The following is a 19,621-nucleotide window of genomic DNA, read 5'->3' on the forward strand; positions in this document are numbered from 1 at the left end:
ATAATGATCCTTTAGAAGAAACTACTTGCCAGCAAACCTACTGCGGCACCAATACCCGCACCAATCGGCCCACCCGCAGCGCCATAGGTTGCACCAACCGCCATGCCAGTACCGGCCCCCACGCCAATCATGCTCATTTGGCTCTGTTTCTGTTGGGATTTGAGCTGCTCATTTGCAGATTCGCGCTGTATCTCACGGTTAGAAGCATCACCGAGCCCTTGCATGGCCTGCTGCCGAGTATCCCGTGCAACATCAATCAGTCCGTATCCCATTAGTTACTCCCCCCGCCAATACTCATTTGCTCACGTAGGCTTGCACTGCCACCGGTTAAAATATTCATCTGCCGATCTTGCTCAGCCTCCCGGATACCATTCTTCGCCCCGGCAGTGGCCAGTGCCGAGCGCAGACCTAAACTGTTATCGTTCGGGTTTGCCGTCTGAGTAGTGCCATAACGCGCTAACTGATTTTGAGTACCCAACTGAGCAGAACGCAGACTGTTGGCAGAACTATCACTGACGCGGGTTAATTGCTGATTCATTAGTTCGCCGCTGGTAGCCAAACCCATCAGCTCTTTTTGCTTTGGATAAAAACGAGTGAGCCAATCGTTATACTGATCACGAATAAGATTGGCATAGGTATCAGATGCTTGTCCCATAACTACCTCCTATCATTAGCTGCCGCCAAAGATGCCAGTGGATTTACTACTCACGTCTTTGAGACCATAAGTCGATTTGCTGCTGACATCCTTTACCCCATAATTACGAGCGGCCATACCACCAGCAGCACCAACTAATTGCCCTATTGCCTGTCGGTCGCTAAGTGACTTCTGTGCATCGCTGGTCGCTTTACTTAAACTCTGGCTGGCAATGTTGCTATAACCAGACAGTGCATCAGCTTTTTGCCCTGAACCCATAGCGACGACATCTTGCAAACCGGCAACATATTTATCTTGTTGTGAGGTTTGCGCCCGGTTAGTCGTGTCGATTTGCCCTGCTACCTGGTCACTTTGCAACGTTTGTAGTGTTCCCTGGAATTTACCGCTACTCGGATCAACACCACCCGCAGACAATTCAGTCGCCGCCTGTTGGCGTGCCTTACCAAACTCCTGTTGATAACCTAAGTTGACGGTCCCAGCAGCATCGTCGTATTTCGACTCGTTATTCATACTGTCTACTTTGCTAATAAACAGATTTTCCATTGGCTTAAGTTCGTTCTGGTACAGCGTCCATTGTTTACCCGCAATTTCAGCCGCTGCCAGTTCCTGAGAGGTTTCTTTCACCTCGGTGCTACCGCCACCTTTTCCCATAATGACCTCCCATTTTCACCACCAACGAACTACGGATAGCACGCTGGCCACACCATATAAAATGCCGACCAGTACAGTGGAGTAATACATGCGCCGGAGTGTTTTACTTCGTTCAAACAGTTCTAGAGCTTTCACAACCCATTCTCCTAGGTTAATATTCACCCATCTTCTCCCTTGCCTTTTTCAAGGTGCAGAAAGTAGAAAGCCCCGGCTGCGGCTAACAGTTCGGGGCTTTCGCTTATCTACTCGTTTACATTAAACCGGTATTTTGAATTTCATCAGTCCATCTTCGTCCACCAGACGCTCAAAACCGAGACGCCGCGCAATTCGGATAAACCCTTTTCGTGCTGTATAAAACTCCGCCCAGCGTCCGCCTATCATCCGAGTCAGTTGCTGAACCTCCGGCGTGTACTTAACCAAACCTTGCGGCCCGCTACTGATACCCAGCCAAACCACCACATAAGGAATGCCTTCTTTCATTCGCGGGCGCAGGACTATCACTGCATCGTCCGCTGAAAAGCAAAACGCCTGCTTGTTACGGCAGGCGTCTTGGACATGAATGAGGAGTTCCGGATCACCGGCATCGCTGGCTATTCGGGCCAGTTTAGAAGTGAAAGTAGTTTGCAGCATCCAGCACCATGATAGGAATACTTGAAACGTAATAGGTTAATGGGCCATGGGATGCCGGTTGATTTCTGGCCCATCCCCAAGCAGGGCCAATCTGCGTGCCGTTGCTGTTCACCCAGACATAAACCTGCCACGGGTAACTGTACATCGCACCAATATTGCACGGCGCGTACATTGGTCGGGCAATGCCCTCAACACTCCGCATTGAGCCTAATGCTGCACCGGTTAAAGGAACCAATTTAGGGCGGGCCAAAATATCGTAGCCAGAGTTATAAACCACTGAGCCATTTTGTTTTGAATAGATTTCCAAGCCATATTTGCTGCGATTTAACGCACCATTACCAAAGATACAGACCTTGGCTCTAATAGTCGCGCCGCCACCGCCATTGACATAAAAAACCCGATATCGGCGGTCAGTGGGGTCAGGCGACATACAAATGGTTTTACTGGCATCTGTTGTGTAGAAATAACACATCACCTGATCGGCTGCGAATGCCGGATTAATATAACTGGGTAACCAGCCATCATTTATATCAACTTCACCTTTAAATAACAGGCAAGAGAATTGACTGATATTGCTAATGCCGGTGAAGTTATTAACCCCCATAAATTGGATACCATAACCGCCCACCGATCCAGAAGCGGGCCAGATATAAACACCATAATATGAAGATGGAATAGCACCATAATAATTAACTGAGTTTACTTTCAGTGTACGGTTAGCGTCTAAATAAGGTTGATTATAAGCGAATCCACCTGGTACCCACTGACTACCACTAACGGTGTAATCAAGCCAGGCATAAGAAGACATCCAAAGAAAATAGTCATAGCCAGAAGGAATAGTAATCCCCGTATTCCATTCCCCATATGAAGTACCTTTACTGCCCATGCCAACTATTTTAGTGACCGTAGTTTTGTTATCCATCACGACTGATGTGCCATCAGGGCGGAATACTTCTAAACCGTAGCGCGACACTGCCAGATACCGTTAAAGTTAAAATCAGGAGGGGGATTCTTACCCACGGACATACACGCGGTTAAACTAATCAAGCTTGCCAAGACGAACCATAAGCGCACCTTTCTCATCATAAACCTCTATTCTCTCGTTAGTGATAACCAGGCCAATACTGCCTGCACCTTGCCTGATGGTAATTCTTCCCGTATTTGAAACACTGAATAGGTCGCCAATTTTCAGATTACCGGCGGCATCAACTGTGAACTTACCGTTATTTATCGTGGCGCTATTGAGCGTGGGCGTTGAAATGCTGATCCCCGCTTTAACTTCATCAGCGATAATCGTTTGAGCGTTCAAAATCTTAATAGTGGCTTCACGAATGGCAGCCTCATCAATGACCACTCGCCCGCCGGAAATAGAAAACGGAATCGCATAGGAACCGGTATCGGTTGGATTGTTTGGGTCAAAGACAAAAAACTGACTGGCCGATATGGCGACCTGAGCAATGGGTTTACCCTCAGCATCCCTGCCAGCGACAATTCCGATACCTGCGGTGATGCCGCTGGCATCAACTTTGGTGCTCCACATTTTCTGAAATGCCTGGCCGCCATTCTGGTCAAGATCATTGACGCTATTGGTCAGCTCACCGATTAATGGAGAGTCATTAATCTCCTTATTAATCAGGTCAATGATTTCATCAATATCAGCAGCGGTTTTGGCCGGTGTTCCCTCACTGGCGTTATATGGCCCCGCCACACCAGCAGAATTGATAAAGCGGATCCAGTAATACCCTTGCCAACCCGGGTCAACTGGGTCGCCATAAACCGCTGCCGCCGAGCTGGCTACCATCACCGCATTAGCCAGGTTATCTTCAGTGCTGCGGTAGATTTCCGTCAGCGAATGCCCACGGTAATTCGGCATCTCCCATTCCAGCAGTACCGCGCCAAAACCGCCGTTGGCTTTAAAGTTTCGTGGTTGAGTGGGAAAAGAGGGGGCCGGGCCAGTATTATCATTGGGATGAGGTTTGAGCTGTAATTTACCGCCCGCCCCTGCACGTAACTTGGCTAAATCCAAATCAGCCAACTCGGCATAAGTGACGGCACGATGACGACCGTCACCGCGCTGCCCGGTCAACACCTCAATATTTTCAGAGAGTGCCGCAGCATCACGACCCGCACGGAATCCTTTGGTCATGCTGGCATCTCCGCCATTGAGGTACTCAGGGTAATACGGTCAACTTGCGCGTAACCCCAGACCTCAACCGTCCATTTGCGGCCGGTGATCGGCGGCAACTTCAGAAGCCCATCCATTAAGGAGCCTGGCGGCAGCGACAGCACCGGCGCACCATCAACAATCAAATTGACCCCCACGCGAATTACACTCTCACTCATGATACGCAAGCAGGAAAATGAGGTGCCGGGAGGGGCCAGAAATGGTTTGCTGCGCCATGTGATCGGCAACGGCGTGGTGCTGACTTGAGAGATGGTTAATTTATCGCCTTTAATGGTGTAGAGCGTATCCGACTCCAGATCATTAAAGGCCGTATCAAAAACGGTGGTCAGGTGACGGATATCCATCGCTTGTGGATCGAAAATAAATCCGGCGCTGGTTCCTTTTGCCGTCTGGTAAATCGCCAGATATTCGCCTTCCACCTGCCATGCTTTGATACTTTCAGGATTGAAGTTTTTCCGCCATTGCCGTGGCTCGATAATCTGCTCAGTGGCAACTAATGCATTGCCAGCACTATCAACCGATACCAACCCATTGGGTGACGCGTAGAGCGCAAAGCTATCCATACTCACCATGCTGCGGCGGCTGACACAGGCTTGCATCACCGGTAACTTGGCGTTGGTTATATTGGACGGAGTGATACCACTGAACAGATAAGGCCGCCCTTTGGTTCCCACCACCAGCCCGGCACCAATAGGTGCAATAGCCACAATATCGTGCTCGGTACTTTGCTTGTAATTTTCCGGCCAGGCATAGGGGAGAAACGCCTCAGAGAACATGACTTGGTTACCAGCAAAACCAGCGGCTATACCGTTTGCCATCAGGCACAAACCAATCATTTCATCTGGCGGCATCAGGAAGTTTTCGGTTTCCAATACCGGCCCAAGTTCTTTATCAAGCAAAGTGTCCTGATACACAAGCACACCAACGTCCAACTCGACCAACAGCAGATAATCAGCAACCCCACCGCCAGATGCAGAGCGATAAATGCGGCGGCGGGTGATATTTGAATTCTGGCTGCCCGGTGGTTGCAGGGCGAGATCTACGCTACTGCCGGGGTACACAATGGTCACTTCCTGCGAAACTGGCCCCGGCGGCCCCTCTTCCCCGTAGCCCGTGACATAGGTTTCAACATAAAAACGGGTATCGTCATCGGTTGGATCATCATCACCATGATCAGCTGGCGGCGTAATTGCAGTGACCTCAATAGGATTAACTGGAGCTGGAATGCCCAGCCGAAAACTCACCGCCGGGAAATTACCCTCTCCTTGAGTCGCTATTTCATTGCTGGTGACCTTGGGATATTTGCCATCAGTGAAATAGACCCGCTCATATTTATCCTGCGCCACCGGGCTGCGGATTGCATCTGCCAAGTCAGTCCAGGCAAACCAATAATCATCGCGGTAACGGAAAATAGTGGTTGGCTTCAACTTAAATGTTTTCCCACTATCAACATCCGCCATAACCGGTGTAATAACGCCGTGGCGAAAATGGCAGTTTTTAGCAATGGTCGCCGCTTGCTCTGGCAATAGATGTGGCACTGCCCGCGGCATTTCGCCACGCATGGTAGTGATATCGATAGCTGACATAGTGAGTGATTTCCGACAGGCATAAAAAAAGCCCCACTAAAAAGTGAGGCTTGGCATCTTTGGGTAATTTAGCGCGTTGTTGATAAGAGAGCAATGGGGTATTTATTTAATTTAAGGCGCATAACGACCAGGCTGCGAGGTAGAGGATATTTTTCAATATATGTGGGAAATATCTGATGTTGTTATATTTTCAGAATTTTGCTCGCCATAATTGTTTGGAGTAATCATCCAAATCCAATATGCTTAGGCGGGAATATATAGGGCAATAACAAGGAAAAGTTATGGATACGGTTGAGCAACTCAATGGAACATATTTTTATAAAGGAATGGTAAACCTTACGCCGCAGGAATTATTATTTTGGGTTATGATTGACGTTACAGAGGAGCAGTTAGGTGTACAAGATATGGTAGCTGTTGCATCCCTTATTCTTGGCGGTAACTATATTTCAGTCCCCGGAAAACCATTAACTGCAACGCCGGGAACCTCCCCCGCCTCCCTATTTTTTAGAAAACATCTACGCTATACCTTTAAGAGTCGGGTTCTTCCTACTCTCACACAAAAATCTTTTAGCTTAAGAAAGATAAAAATATTTTGGGTAAACAACCTAGGGGCGTTTGTTGGTCGTGCTGTCCCTGTCGTTGGATGGATTATTTTAGCTAATGATATAACTCAGATCAGCATTAAGACGGCTACACGCTACAACAATATTGTCCGAATGGAAGATCAATTATGGTAACGTCCCCCAATGTTGAACAGCAGGTTATCGAGTTTTTTAAAAAAGAACTTCCTTTGGTAACAACAATTACCTTCAAAAAAATCCCTGTTGAAGTCGATTCTGCGCTGCAAAATAATTTTGTATTTGAAGACATAAGTGATGCCACCGACGCCTATTTCAAAGCATTTAACGTCAATTATGATAATTTCTATTGGAGTAATTATTTTCCTTGGAAAGAAAAAGGACTCTTTTCTCGTAAAGAACCTATCCAAAATAAAAAGCCACTGACAATAAGAATGTTTGCAGAATCTGCAAAAGCTGGCCGCTGGCTATACGATTGAAATAGCCGGGTAATTAAGCCCGGTTTTGCTATCCCTATTCCGGCTCTGTCGGCCACCCAATATCCGGCGCAAGAGAAACATCAACGTTTTTCACTGCAATACGGTATTGCTTCCACGCTTTCAAATCAGATCGCAGTTTATCTGGCACATCTTCTTCACTATCCACCAGCCCCTCAATCTCATCAGTAATAGCACCAATGATGTCCGATGCGTGAGATAAAATAGCTGTTTGCTTTTGCGTAGCTTCAATAATCATCTGTTGCAGAACGCGCGGCGCGGGGCCAGGTAACCATTCACCATTTTCATTTGCGTAGTAAGTAGGATCGGGTCGTGGGCCAGACATGATGACGTAGCTATCTGGCAAAGCAAAAGGTTCGATGTAAGAAATACTCTCGGTAGATTCACCGGGTATCGCGTAAATAACCATAGTTACCTCAATCTATTGTCCATACAGCAACTCTGTATGGGAGTGTTGTAGCAACATTGGCATTATTTGAAAATCCATTTAAAGTCAATGGGCTATACGAACCGAGCTGTTGGTTTGCAGAAACCACAACAATCTTGTCATCTACATATGAAGCGGCTATCCCATAGGATGATGAACCAGAACCAATATTACTACCGTCTCGCATTTCACCCCATGCACCAACTAGAACTTCAACACGGCAATCGGTTTTTCTGCCGGGAAATGGGTTAGTAACTTCAACGCGCTGTGACAGGGTTATATTTCCCGGTGATGCCTGAGTTCCTCCTGGGTAAACATATGCGAATTGTGGTTGCTTTCTAGCCTCTAATGTCGTGACTCGAGTTGTCAGCAATGTTATTTGAGTCGCCAGCTCCAGCGCATTTATCTGACCTTCATTGAATGCCGTACCAGCAAGTAGAATTACATAGCAACCCGTTGCGTTGAGCATCCGAGTTTCTGCCGCAACACGAGGTGTTCCATTTGTTCCATCGTCTTTTAAAACTAAGTTTTCGGTGACTGCGGAGGTATTAGCGATAGTGTTCACCCCAACAGTACCACCGGTACCAACATACGCGAAAACACCACTATTACGTGTGCCGGATAGTCCAATTGCATGCCCTTGAAAAGCATCCATCTGAATAGTGCCGGTAACCCCATTTGATTTAGCGCCATCGCCACGCCGGACAGGCGCACCCACACTACCGGGGGATTTGCCGTTCTCATCGGGCAGCCTAAATGTTGTAGTGCCGTTGCCGCTTGACCACTTCATTCTTTTGAGGGGGTCGGCTTGCCATTCAGCCTCTGTAATTACAAGGCCTTTAGCTTGAGCCGCCGCCCATGCATCTGGGAATAAAGCCCTGCTAAGTTCTTGTCCATCGCGCGGGGCCGTTCCCTCTGGGATGTGTGTGCGGTTTTCTTCCCACCAACTGAACAGTAGCGGTAAACCGCCAGCTGGCTTTGCGTCTAACTGTTGCTTAGTGACTGCACCTTTCGGGTCTGTGGCATCACCGGCTAATATAAGGGGGCCTGTTAACGTGCCTCCTGTCGTATCCAGCTTCCCGGCCAACCCATCTGTCAGCGCCTGATTGCTGGCCTTATCTGCGATGGCCTTATCAAACTCAGTCTGGCTAACTTTCTGATTAATCTGTTGTTCAAGCGCTGATACATCGATGCTTTCTGCTGATGCTTTCGCCCTTGCGGCGAACTGTTCCGCTTCATCCCGAAACCCCTTGGCGGCAGTTTTATCTCCCGCGGCCTCTGTTGCTGCGTTTCCCGCTGCCTCGGCACCAGCCAAAGCAGATTGCTCACTCTGAGCGGCGGCGTTCTTGCTGCTTTCGCTTTCACTGGCGGATTGGGCGGCACTGTTCGCACTACCGGCAGCAGCAGAGGCTAATTGCCCCACTTCAGTATGCAGTCGGTTAACTTCACCGACCTGGGTATCAACCGCTAATTGTGCGGTTTCGGCACCTTCGCGAGCAGCTTCAGCCCGATCTGCATCCGTTTTCACTGCCAGCTTAATTTTAGTGGCGGTCTGTTCAGCTGCGAGTGTTGATACTTCGTCTGCTGCTGACTGGGCCTCATTTCTATACTGCAAAGTATTGGCTTCAGACAAAGCCGCAGCATTGGCGTTAGCAATAACAACACTCTCACTTTCAAACGCATGAATCGCTGATTTAGCGGCGGCAGCGGCACTGACACCCGACTCATCCCGGTAACCTTGTGCGACTGCCAACGCAGTGTCTAAATCCGCTGCATACTGTTTTGCTTCGTCACGATAATGGGCGGCGCTCTCTGTCGCATCTGTGGCACTGCTTTCTAAAACCTTAATGGTCGCCAGATCATTGGCTACCTGCTGTTGGATTTGCCGAAAATACAGGATCACATCAGGTGTTAGCTCTGACTCCATAATCTGCTGCTTCAGCAACTGATTAAGGGTACTGGGGCCGGTAGTGTTATCCAGCGTAACCGCACCATAGACAAAACTACGGCCATTGGCCGCCACCGTAATAGAGTAGCTACCCTCTTCCAACTGGATGCGGTATGCACCTGTGTTGTCTGTTCTTACCGTAACTGAAAAAGTATTTAGGACAGTCAGACTATTTGCTACCGCAGTAAGGGTGATTTGTGCATTGACCACCGGCTCACCCACCGGGTTAATCATAATGCCGGAAACTGTTACGCTCACTGTCCACCTCCCTGATACTGCGCCTCTTTCAATTGCTGGGCGAAACTCTCTGAGTTCTGTTTAACCCCCAACTGGTCGCTGAATGCCTGGTAATGCTGCATCGCTAAATTGAGATTAGCTCCGGCGTCACCATCTTTACTAAATGAACGAAACAACATCCAATCCACCAACGGATTCACATAGAGCTCATCAATCGGTACCGGCGTTTTATCCGCCAGATCATTGATAGCAACGGCCATCGGAACTCTGGCCACGACCGCCTCGATATCCGTAGGCTGAGCAGCGCCCGGAAACAGGTAATACACTTTGGGTGTCAATTCGTTATAGGTGTAACGCTCAATTGAACCAGTCATCTGATGCCAGTCAGGGTATTGGCTATCCAGTACATCGCGCGGTACCGGCCTTAATGCCCGGCCATCGACTAAACGAATCATCTCAATTAAGCGGATCGCGCCCTCCGGCAACCTCTGTCTGGTTCCCACTTCACTGGTCATCACTTCAGTCGTAGCGCCCGCATCAGGTCGCGCCAGAATAACGGCCCGGATAGCATCATTGTAATAATCACATAGCTCCGCCAACGGCCAGCGTAACCATGCAGTATCTTTGAGCTGGGTATTAACCCGCCCAATAATCTCGGCAATAGTGATCATTAGAAGAACTCGTGTTTACGAATTGGGTTATTGAAGGCGGTGATCGGGGAGTTATCCAGCGCCTCACGGAATGCGCGACGATAGCCATCGACAAAGCGCACGCCAAAATATTGTGAGCGCTGCGGATCGGTCCACGGTTTGCCCGGCATGATAAATAAATCTTCCAGCGCACCAATGGCGATCACATCAGCGTAATCATCTGCCAATACATCCGGCACTTCAGTTACATCACGCTTGGGTTCAATGGCAAAATCCACCGTCACTTTGGTCAACGGCTGATTGAAAGTGATTTGATTGGCAGACTTGACGGTAAATTCAATGCCTGCCGTCAGCATGACACCCGGCGCACTGGCATTACTAAGCTGATTAGTGAGGTCTACAACCCGTAGCCGCTTGACGCATTTCACCAGCTCACTGTCCGTCAGGATATAAGTCGTACCCGGAGTAATATCATTAAAAGTGACCGCGTCACGGCAGAATAATGACTCACGACAAAAGGTGATCGCGGCTTCTAAAGCGGCCTGTTTCATCATGATATCCAGCGGGCCGCTGATATGCTTTCGTATGGTTGGCAGAAATGCGTCAAGTGTTGCCATGGTTATTCGGCCTCGGTGCTGGCGGCGCTCTTGGCCTGAATGGCTTCGCGAACACGCACGCGGAAATCATCTACCTTTTCCTGAGCACCCTGCTTGATATCCAGATCTTCAGATTCGACTAAGGTGGCCAGTTGAACCGAGGTCAGTTTGGCAATATCAACCTCATCACCACCGATCTTCAGGACAAAACTATTTTTTGCGGCCTCAAGTTTGGCTTGTTCTATCAATTGCGCCGCTAATTCTGCATGTTCTTGCTCTGAGGCTTGTTGCAGATTGAGCGTACTTTCCAATTCATCGTGACGGATAAATACCGTTGGGAAATCCAGCAGTTGATGAGCAATAGCACTTTCAACTTCAACCGGTTTATGGCGCGGGAAGACCAGGCGACTACCGGTAATAGTGTCACGTTTTTTTTCTTTTGGGCCGATATAGACCACTGCGATTTTATTAGGCATGGGAAACTCCAGATTGCGGGCAGTAAATAACAGACAGTAAAAAGCCCACCGAAGCAGGCTGAGAGGGGAAAGGTATGAAATTAGTAACCGACAGCCACGTACAGGATATTCACCACCAGACGGCCATTTGCTGCACCACCGGCAATCACCGCAGTCACTTTCTCGCCTGCTGTTTGTGTGCTGTAAGGAACAATTGGCACATTCTTTGCGACAGCAGCGGCATGGCTAGCAGCGGCCACTAATGAGGCGGTTCCGCTCTTAACCTCTACGGTGACACCTGCACCCAGCGCTTCGCTGACCACACTCACACCATAAATTCGCATACCGATAGGCAATTCCAAAAACTCAATCACATCACCGGCAGCAGCATCTTTCAAAATAATCTGCCCTTCAGCCAGTGACAGGTTTCCTTGCGGGCCTTGATATACCGCATCGCCAATAGAAGGCGCTTTAATAATTGTCATAACATTTTTCTCCAGACAAAAAGAGAGCAGGCCGAAGCCTGCCCCTTGGGGTATTAGCGTATTGAATTACTGAGGGATTACTTGCCCAGAGTGACCGCTGAGTCCACTACCATGACGCCGTGGTCATTGACTCGGCCATCTTTCTGTTTGAAGCGGATCTTCTTCAAACCGTTAATCCAGCGGATAGAGACTTCAGTACCGTTGCCATGGTCCACTTTCTCTTCGTTGTAACCGAAGAAACCGCCACCATCGCCAGTACCGTAAGCGTTAGCCAGTGCCTGACCGCCCAGCAGCATAGCGCGGTCAATGGTGGTGCCGGTGGTGATAATCTTGGTGGAGGCCGCCAAGTCATTATTGGATACCAGCACCTTAGAACCCGTATTAAAGCGAACGGGGGTACCGCCATATTTCCGCACCAGCACGTTACGCCACATGGCACATTCGCCTTTGAATAGCGGGTGATCGAAGCCCTTAGAACGCTGCACTGCTCGGGTCATCATAGCTTGCCAGTCTTTACCGGACGTCGAGGTATACCAGTCATTCCACTGGCGCGGTGTCACGTACAGCACAAAGTACGGATCCTCATTAGCCAGCTCATCCTTAGACATACGGATGGGCTGTAACGGGTGAGCCATTTCATCAAGGAACAAAGCAATGTTATCGACAGTGGCCAGCGTGAACAGGTCCGCTGCATCCAATGTTTCCATTGAAGTTGCATCACCAGAATAGAAATGGCGATCATAGGTTGGCGGCAACACATCGTTAATCATGATCTTGCCAAACTCACCGTGATCAGCCAGCGGCACAATAGTGTCATCTGCCATGTAATCACCACGCGCCCCCGCCAGATGGAAGGTCGCAGACTGATCCTGCACATCGTTGAAGTAAGTTCCCAGCAAGGTGCGGGCGGTCTTGTTCAGGTTGTGCTTGAAGCGCTGCTCAGACATCTTGCCGCCAGCATCAACCAGGTGGCGGCCTTGGTTAATCTTCAGCGAGAAATCCGCGAATGCCAGATTTTCGCCGCGCCCCGCTAACTTCTCATCGCCCATAGTTGGACGCTTAGACAGTTTGTGCACGATCTGCATATCTACTTCATCACCCTTCTGCTTTTGCAGGTCAGTGATACGCACAACCGGCGCATTGTGGCTGGTTTGAGTGGTACCTTTCTTATCAGGATTGACCGACTTCGGCGCTTCCTGTTGTTCGGTTAACACGTTAACAAATGAGCGGTTACGGTTTGCAGCCGTGAACAGCGCTACCTGCATCAGCTTATTCGCTTGGGCAGAGGTGATAGTGGTCATAGATACTCCATAAATAAAAAACCCGCCGAAGCGGGTTGAGGTTTAAGTCAGTAAGGTGTTTAGATTGCCTGCTCTAACAACGCTTCAATCTGGGCATCAGTCATACCGGCAAACATTGCCTGTAACTGATCTGGAGAAGCGTTAGCGGCCTGCTCCAAGGGCGAAGCTGTATGAGTTGTTGTTACGCCAAGATCTGATGGTGAGCCAGGGACTTGAGTCGCCGCAGTGGCAGCGGCCAGTTTCTCGGCTGCAATCCGTTGCACATCTGCGGTGGTCTGCGTGGCCGCAGTGGTGGTGGTCGTAGCCTGCTCTTGTTGAACCGGTTCGACCGATTCACCGTAAGCAGCCTTGGTGCGTTTCGCGACTTCCGCAAAGCGCTCAGTTAAAGACTTGTCTTTCCATGCAGGGTCATTTTGCAGATTCGTATCAATGTGTACCGCCAGTGTGAAGCGGTCAGGGTCTTGATCCTGCCATGACTTCAAATCAGGTACGGCATTGATGGCATCTGCAACTGGATTACCACTCGGCTGATTAGCTGCTTGTGCTGGCTGGCCTTGTTGCAGGTAATCGATTTTCTGCACCACGGTGTCCAGCACTGCCGCCATCTCAGGAAAGTTTTCACGGATGAAATTGATTTGCTCAGGGGTAACCTGTGCTTTTTCAGGTAAGGGAACGGGCTGCATACCAGCAGAGTTGATTTGTCGCGTTAACGCTGCCAGTTGGCGTTTCGCTTCAGCTAACTCCGTTGCCGTTTGCTGATTGGTGCCTGCTAAGCGCTGTTTTTCTGTCCGCTCAGCCACCAGTACGTCATAAGGAATAACATGCTGACCGTCTTTGCTGAGAATACCTTTTGGCTTCTCAGTACCTTCAGTTGTTGCAGTTTGCGTGGTTGCAGCCGTTTTAGTGATTGGCACTTCCGTGGTTTGTGCTGTACTCGCGCCCGGCGTCGGCTCGTCTTTCTTATCGCCCGTATTGACTACTGCATTGGTATCTTCAGTAACAGCAGCAACTGGGGTAGTCGTTACCGCTGCTGTCTGTGTTATATCAGAAATATCCACATCACCAAACCCATCGATCAGTGCTTCCAACTCTTCTGGCGTTTCATTACCTGTTAATTCAATGTCCACGTTATGACTCCTGCATGACTATTTACCGGATAGATCCGAATGAGAAAGGCGTATCGCTGCCCATGCGAATAAGCACTCTTGGATAAGAGCGCTTAGCGGCATAAACCGAATGAGTAGAAAAAGGAAAGCCCACGCGTTGTGGGCAAGTTATTCAGATGAAAACCAGGGGTACCAGAAAGCAAAAAGCCCCGCGGTTAGGCGAGGCTTAATTCAGTGCAATGTAGTGCATCTTTCGGAAATTTAGCGCGTATTTTGCAGGCATGCAATAGCTATAATGGTATTTGGTCAATTTGACCTTGAATGGTCTGCATCATTTCTTCATGTAACGCACCAATCTCTTCGGTCACATTCTGCATATCTTGCAGCACCTGCCCCGTTTTAGCCTGAGTATAAGCATCATTGAAGCGCTGACCATTCGCTAATGTTGCCTCGCGTTCCGCTTGGGCATTAATACGTTGGGCTTCAGCCTCCAATTTTGCAACCTTACCGGCAATCTCACGCATCGCCAGTTCCTGCTGTTGCTGTTGTAACTGTTGCTCCTGCTGCGCCGCCTGTTGTTCTTCTGGTGTCATCTCATCCGGCGATTTTGGTGTACCCAATGCGCTACGGATCCGCTCAACAAATTCTTGTTTATTTGGCAGGTCTAACAGTTCTACCCACATATCCAACACGCTAACCTGAATCTGCGGTGGCAAGCCGGTGATGACCTCAGACAAACGCTGCGCCAGTTGAGATTTATAGGCTGGCGTCTGTTGAATCGGTGCCAGAGCGATATGCGCACGTAGCCGTGATACATCGTTATTCATCCGTCCAGCCTCTTCGGCGGCATTCAATACCACCTCTTTGCGCTTGCGTGGATCATCACGATTAATCACGACCGGATAATTTCGGCGCTTGGTTAACTCTTCCAGCAAATAGCACAACAATAACTGGCCCACTTGTTGGCAAGCAAACTGATAGTTGTCGTTGATTTCCGCCAAGGTAGTCGCACCCTGCTCTACCAAGTTACTGATCGCCACACCACTGGATGCATTGGAGTCTTGCCCGAGGAACGCTGAGTAAACACCCAGACCATCCTGAATCAACTTCATGGATTCCTGCATAACCTGAAACTGCTGCTGTGCAACTTGAAAGTCTTGCTGGATGTTTAATGCATCTGCCGCTGTCGTCTTATTGGCACGGTTGGGATTTAGGTTAATCACCCCATCCGGGCGTTCAATTTCTTCGGCCAACTGTTTATCGGTCATTTCCGTGGCATCTGCATCTTTAATTACCCGTTTTGCTTGCAGCAGCCAGGTCAACTTGATGCGGCGGAAATTCACTTCATCCTGTGCGGGAATGGCACGGCAGGCCAAACCATACGGCGCTCCCGTTTTATCTTTGCGATAGCCCCAGAACGGAATCAGTGGAAACATACCTTGCGGCGCTGTACATGGGCGGTCAATGATGAAATGAGGACCGACAAACCACGACTCACGGATCCGGCTGACACGAGCCATGGTGACCTGAACCCGGTCAGTGGCCACAGCCACAGCATGCATAACGTTGTTCTTGTCATATTCTACAACGCGGCCATTGCTTAATTGCAGGATTGGCAGGCGCTGGAAGGTCCGATAGTAGATAACCTGAAGCAATACACGCTTACGGTTGGATGATACCCATTCGGTGCTCTCACGGCTCCACGATTGATACTCTTCATAGGCGCTCATCAGATCCGATTCTTGCCCGGCCGCCAGTTCGGTATCCACAAAGCCTTTCCACTCATTGAGGGAGTAATCGATAATTTGCGATTTGTCGGGGAATGTCCCTTTCACCTCATCCACATCCAGCCAACGCTTACGCATCAACCAACGGCAATCACTCAGATCCGCCTCGCGGCTGAACCAATCCCAGAACACCTCATTACGATGAACGGTAGACACTTTGAATTTATTATCGAATGGGTCACTGTTGCGGCGTACCTCAACCCACGATAGCCCGGCTTTAATTTGCTCAGCATAAGCATCACTACGGGCCTTATTCAAACCACTTAGTCGGCAGGTATCGGCAAACTCAGCATTGACTGCTTCGGCCATCACTTCCATTTCTTCATTAGGATCATCAGCAATCACCATTAGATCGGTGCGGGTCTTAGCCTCCATGCCCAGCACGCCGTCGATAGTCGGAGCGATAAGGTTATGTTGCGTTAATGGTTGTCCGCGTTCTCGTAGCTTTGCTACCACTTCCGGTGCAAGCTGGTCACCATCGTAATAGGCGCAGGCGGTATTCGCGTTAGTGCGCCAGTCTGGCTGATGGTCAATATCCGAAGAGATATCCATCAATCGCTCAAGTGTAAAGCGGTCACGGTTTGCTGACTGAGATTGAGGAACCTCAGATTCATTAGTTGGGATATTCATCAGATAGCCATCCAGTGTTTAGGTTTAGAACGGTCAATAGGTTGGTGTTTCGGACGTGCAGGCATTCGCGCACGCATTTCTTGTGCAATGGCATAGCTCATCACCTGGTCATCAAAACAACCCGTTTGGGCATTCATGCGACCTCTTGCGTCATAAACGTAGGTATTCAATTCATTGATGGTGCCAATCCAGCGGACTCCAGAAGCATTCTCACGAAGCAGTGATTTAAGCCCCTCGATGATGACCGGCTTGCTTTGTGCGGTAGTTAGCCAGCCCAGTTTTGGTGTTTCATCATCGTGATCACGGTCGAGATATTGCTCTGAGTAGATAGAACGGTGCGGGTAAACTTCACGTAACTTCTGTATGACTGCATGGCCGTGGTTGTTTCGTTCCGGGCCAATAAATGCAGTGTTGTACCAGCGGCCAACGTGGGCCATTAGTTGAGCGAATAACTCAGCATCCAGATAGCCGAACCAATGGGCGACCTGTTCCCCGGTAGACTTTTTCACCACATCAAATGATGATCGGTCACGGTTTTCCAAGCCCTCAGCCACATCACCACCAATAGCGTAATCCTCATCTGGATCCGGCAGTTCCCACACCAATAAGTGATTCAGTAGCGTGCGTTGCAGTTCTTCTGCATTGCCCGCACGTAACGCCTGAACTTTGGTTCGCTTACCGGTTACTGGCTCAATGTCATATACCAGCAACGGAGACTGACACTGACCTTCGGCCTGCATGACATTGATGGCGGCAAATACGCGGCGGCCAGAGGTGAGAAATGCCTCAGATGGCGTGCTAGGGAATTCCTGTTTCATTTCCTCCTGCTGCTCAATTTCTTTGCGGATATACCACTGCTTTTGTTCATCAAGCAAAGTGATACCCATCGTTTGCTCAACAGCAGCAAAATACGCCTGATGGTATTTACTTAAACGCAGGCCCCCCGTTGGTACTGAGGTCTGATATTTAGGATCCTGCCACCAGGCAAAGAAATGGAATTTATAATCTTGTGAGGTGAGCGGTAGCTTTAATTGGCCTAAATCCATGGCTCGCGTGCTCATGGTGTGGAAATCGCCGCCTACGCCTTCAGCGGTGCTTTCAATAAAAACAATGCAGCCGTCTTTGATGGCGTTGAGCGTTCCCGTTCTGACCTCTTTCGCCTTAGCCGGATACTTGGCGCAAATTTTCCCATGCTCTGAAATATGTAGCCGTTGTACCGTCCCTGAACGGAATGAGGTTGATACGCGGATCTTTGAACCATGAGCAAATTCTATATGCCCTCCATTGGCACCTTCACGTCGGGTATTGATTTGAAACGTTGCGCGTAACCAAACAGGCAAGTTATCGAACGGAATAGATATTTTGGTACTGAATATTTCCCCTGCCGCCGGTAAATCCTGAGCGATGATCCCACAGGAGAGATTTTTGTTAAAAAGCGCCTGATCGAGCAGGTAGATATCTATACCTGTTGAGAAGCCTAGTTGGCGAGCTTTGAGAATGATATTTCGATAGTGCATATTCTTGAACAACTCTCGCTGTGCAGGGCGCATGCGAAAGGTCACTAGCTCGCCATCTTCATTGACTATCTTGTATAGGTTATTCAACCGCCACCAAACATCAGATAAATGAGCTTTGATATAGGCTATCTGTTCTGCCTCAGTCATTACGGCAATATCTGCATCGTTAAGTCTATCGTCTTGTTTCACAGCAAACCGTCCTGTCCTGAGTCCCTAACTTCCTTCACTGCTTCGCTGAGTGGTGTTGTAACTCCCTTGCCTTCTGACGTTAATTTTTGAGTCTCAGCCTCCAACTTAGAAGTGGCTGCTTTAATGCGGTAGGTATCAGCCTTTAAACGAGGTCCGTTGATGGCATCCAACTTCAATTTACTCAAACTGTTCTCTATGGATTCAATACGGCCAATGTTTCTATCCAGCGCTGATTCAGCCTTGAGCAGCTTGTCATACAGTTCTATTCGCGCTTCAACAGACTCCGCTGCCACTAAATCCTCGTGGATTTTCCGCATGGTCTTGGTAACTGATAATGCCCGCGCTCGGGTGAATATCAGTTCGTCATGGAGATCTGAATCTGCCGCCGCCTCAAACAAATCATCTGCATTCAGATACCGCGCATAAGCGCCATGCTTTCTGGCTGCCTGATTGCCGGGAGTAAAAGCGCCAACCGGATTGGGATTACCTGCATTACCTTCTGAATGACGGTTGCCTTTGGTGAATTGCCCATTGCCAGATCTGCCGGAGTTCGGTTTCTCGGTTGGCTCTGACTCGGGATCGCGGTCATCGTCTGTGTCCGATGATAATTTCTGTTCTTCCTCTTCCACGTCATCACTGTTTGCGCACTGTTGCGCAGTAGCATCGGATTGCGCATTGTGCGCAGTTCTACGGGGTTTCTTTTGCGCAGACTGCGCAGCACGAGGTTTGATATAGCGGCGTGCAGATTGGTAATTAAGTCCATGCTGTTCACACCATTGCTGAGCGGTAATTCCTGTAACCGCGTTATCAGCCAGAAAGGCAGCTTGTAACGCTTCCCAATCATGCTTTGCCATAGTGTTCTATTAGTCTGTTGTGGGCCATTATTGAGCCACCTCTTGGGAAGTGACTCTGTAATGACTTGCTTCAGCTCATTTATCCCCATTGGATTGCTGTGATGGCAGACTGCGGATCAACTCTCTATCGTTATTAGCCCGGTCTAACAGGATCAGTAACGGGTCAAGCCACAGCACTGCTTGGCGGTAAGTCATTCTGTGGGGGGAAGTGGTACCAGTAAGGGTTCCGTCAGGTTGGCCGGAATTGCGCATTGCCCTGGCACGTAGACCGTCCGTATAGTCGTACATCCGCTGAGCAGTAGAATCAGGGATATACCGATCAGCGCATTCCTCAACTTTGAGGTCTTTGCGATTTTCAATTTGCCTTTCCTCGCTTTTGGCAGAAATGGTGACGTTATAGCTACCGGCCTGCGCAGCTATCTCATTGGAGCGCTGGAACTGAAAAGCCTGTAATGCCTGGGTGGCTTTTGATTCATCCAGATCACTTTGCAGTTGTGATAATTGCCCGGCCTTCTCAACAGCAGATTTGTGGAAATAGAAAGCGGTACCGCCAAGGCACAGGATCACCACCAGCAGAACGCTGGCAATCGCGATAAGTAGTTTTGTGGACATATCAGGATCCGGGCTTAATGCCGTTTACTATGAAAAAAGCAGGGG

Annotated in this window: 21 protein-coding genes; 2 read left to right on the forward strand and 19 right to left on the reverse strand. The window is 49.2% G+C overall.

All coding sequences use genetic code 11. The features are described 5' to 3' along the window. Nucleotides 1-11: 11 nt before the first annotated feature. From QSV56_RS06115 to QSV56_RS06145, 7 genes are all read right to left on the reverse strand, one after another. Nucleotides 12-272 (reverse strand): hypothetical protein, encoded by a 261-nt coding sequence (locus QSV56_RS06115; RefSeq protein ID WP_050126862.1) that lies wholly within the window; start codon nucleotides 270-272, stop codon nucleotides 12-14. Next, complete coding sequence (locus tag QSV56_RS06120) at nucleotides 272-655, reverse strand: hypothetical protein (protein WP_004712659.1); 384 nt, start codon at nucleotides 653-655, stop codon at nucleotides 272-274. Before QSV56_RS06120 ends, QSV56_RS06115 begins: the two co-directional genes overlap by 1 nt. Before the next feature lie 15 nt (nucleotides 656-670). Further along, a complete protein-coding gene (locus tag QSV56_RS06125; protein WP_050875400.1) occupies nucleotides 671-1,306 on the reverse strand; it encodes a hypothetical protein in 636 nt (211 codons plus the stop codon). A gap of 255 nt (nucleotides 1,307-1,561) precedes the next feature. Further along, nucleotides 1,562-1,936 (reverse strand): hypothetical protein, encoded by a 375-nt coding sequence (locus tag QSV56_RS06130; protein ID WP_050946144.1) that lies wholly within the window; start codon nucleotides 1,934-1,936, stop codon nucleotides 1,562-1,564. Continuing rightward, nucleotides 1,911-2,909 (reverse strand): hypothetical protein, encoded by a 999-nt coding sequence (locus QSV56_RS06135; protein ID WP_050876347.1) that lies wholly within the window; start codon nucleotides 2,907-2,909, stop codon nucleotides 1,911-1,913. Before QSV56_RS06135 ends, QSV56_RS06130 begins: the two co-directional genes overlap by 26 nt. Before the next feature lie 66 nt (nucleotides 2,910-2,975). Then, nucleotides 2,976-4,082 (reverse strand): DUF1983 domain-containing protein, encoded by a 1,107-nt coding sequence (locus QSV56_RS06140; RefSeq protein ID WP_301211456.1) that lies wholly within the window; start codon nucleotides 4,080-4,082, stop codon nucleotides 2,976-2,978. Further along, the gene (locus QSV56_RS06145) at nucleotides 4,079-5,707 is read right to left on the reverse strand and encodes a hypothetical protein (protein WP_050920177.1); all 1,629 of its coding nucleotides are present in this window, start codon (nucleotides 5,705-5,707) and stop codon (nucleotides 4,079-4,081) included. The genes QSV56_RS06140 and QSV56_RS06145 overlap by 4 nt, the downstream gene beginning before the upstream one ends. 281 nt (nucleotides 5,708-5,988) lie before the next feature. On the opposite strand from QSV56_RS06145, the gene QSV56_RS06150 reads away from it, so the two are divergent. Both QSV56_RS06150 and QSV56_RS06155 read left to right on the forward strand, forming a co-directional pair. Further along, nucleotides 5,989-6,444 (forward strand): STM2901 family protein, encoded by a 456-nt coding sequence (locus tag QSV56_RS06150; RefSeq protein WP_050920179.1) that lies wholly within the window; start codon nucleotides 5,989-5,991, stop codon nucleotides 6,442-6,444. Then, the gene (locus tag QSV56_RS06155; RefSeq protein ID WP_019079550.1) at nucleotides 6,438-6,764 is read left to right on the forward strand and encodes a DUF1493 family protein; all 327 of its coding nucleotides are present in this window, start codon (nucleotides 6,438-6,440) and stop codon (nucleotides 6,762-6,764) included. Before QSV56_RS06150 ends, QSV56_RS06155 begins: the two co-directional genes overlap by 7 nt. Nucleotides 6,765-6,798: 34 nt before the next feature. On the opposite strand, the gene QSV56_RS06160 is transcribed toward QSV56_RS06155, so the two are convergent. The 12 genes from QSV56_RS06160 to QSV56_RS06215 form a co-directional block, all read right to left on the reverse strand. Next, nucleotides 6,799-7,191 (reverse strand): tail fiber assembly protein, encoded by a 393-nt coding sequence (locus QSV56_RS06160; protein ID WP_239873994.1) that lies wholly within the window; start codon nucleotides 7,189-7,191, stop codon nucleotides 6,799-6,801. A gap of 7 nt (nucleotides 7,192-7,198) precedes the next feature. After that, on the reverse strand, nucleotides 7,199-9,415 hold the full coding sequence (locus QSV56_RS06165; protein WP_301211467.1) for a prophage tail fiber N-terminal domain-containing protein: 2,217 nt from the start codon (nucleotides 9,413-9,415) through the stop codon (nucleotides 7,199-7,201). Next, nucleotides 9,412-10,065, reverse strand: coding sequence for a DUF6682 family protein (locus tag QSV56_RS06170; RefSeq protein ID WP_301211470.1), 654 nt, complete (start codon nucleotides 10,063-10,065; stop codon nucleotides 9,412-9,414). Before QSV56_RS06170 ends, QSV56_RS06165 begins: the two co-directional genes overlap by 4 nt. Beyond that, entirely contained in the window at nucleotides 10,065-10,661 is a 597-nt protein-coding gene (locus QSV56_RS06175; protein WP_172654126.1) for a hypothetical protein, read from the reverse strand. The genes QSV56_RS06170 and QSV56_RS06175 overlap by 1 nt, the downstream gene beginning before the upstream one ends. A 2-nt stretch (nucleotides 10,662-10,663) precedes the next feature. Beyond that, nucleotides 10,664-11,116 carry a hypothetical protein gene (locus tag QSV56_RS06180; protein WP_301211474.1) on the reverse strand — a complete coding sequence of 151 codons (453 nt, stop codon included), beginning with the start codon at nucleotides 11,114-11,116 and terminating at the stop codon, nucleotides 10,664-10,666. Nucleotides 11,117-11,196: 80 nt separating this feature from the next. Continuing rightward, complete coding sequence (locus QSV56_RS06185; RefSeq protein ID WP_301211477.1) at nucleotides 11,197-11,580, reverse strand: hypothetical protein; 384 nt, start codon at nucleotides 11,578-11,580, stop codon at nucleotides 11,197-11,199. Nucleotides 11,581-11,657: 77 nt separating this feature from the next. Continuing rightward, a complete protein-coding gene (locus tag QSV56_RS06190; protein ID WP_050877567.1) occupies nucleotides 11,658-12,881 on the reverse strand; it encodes a N4-gp56 family major capsid protein in 1,224 nt (407 codons plus the stop codon). Between the two features lie 59 nt (nucleotides 12,882-12,940). Continuing rightward, nucleotides 12,941-14,008 carry a hypothetical protein gene (locus QSV56_RS06195; protein ID WP_301211483.1) on the reverse strand — a complete coding sequence of 356 codons (1,068 nt, stop codon included), beginning with the start codon at nucleotides 14,006-14,008 and terminating at the stop codon, nucleotides 12,941-12,943. A gap of 269 nt (nucleotides 14,009-14,277) precedes the next feature. Continuing rightward, the gene (locus QSV56_RS06200; protein WP_301211486.1) at nucleotides 14,278-16,404 is read right to left on the reverse strand and encodes a portal protein; all 2,127 of its coding nucleotides are present in this window, start codon (nucleotides 16,402-16,404) and stop codon (nucleotides 14,278-14,280) included. Continuing rightward, the gene (locus tag QSV56_RS06205; RefSeq protein ID WP_301211698.1) at nucleotides 16,404-18,068 is read right to left on the reverse strand and encodes a terminase; all 1,665 of its coding nucleotides are present in this window, start codon (nucleotides 18,066-18,068) and stop codon (nucleotides 16,404-16,406) included. The genes QSV56_RS06200 and QSV56_RS06205 overlap by 1 nt, the downstream gene beginning before the upstream one ends. 38 nt (nucleotides 18,069-18,106) lie before the next feature. Continuing rightward, nucleotides 18,107-18,964: a hypothetical protein gene (locus QSV56_RS06210; protein ID WP_050946153.1), complete on the reverse strand. Its 858-nt coding sequence runs from the start codon at nucleotides 18,962-18,964 to the stop codon at nucleotides 18,107-18,109. Nucleotides 18,965-19,039: 75 nt separating this feature from the next. After that, nucleotides 19,040-19,576, reverse strand: coding sequence for a hypothetical protein (locus QSV56_RS06215; RefSeq protein WP_050946154.1), 537 nt, complete (start codon nucleotides 19,574-19,576; stop codon nucleotides 19,040-19,042). Nucleotides 19,577-19,621: the final 45 nt, after the last annotated feature.

The sequence above is a fragment of the Yersinia sp. 22-579 genome, assembly GCF_030433455.1.
GTDB classification, from domain to species: domain Bacteria; phylum Pseudomonadota; class Gammaproteobacteria; order Enterobacterales; family Enterobacteriaceae; genus Yersinia; species Yersinia enterocolitica.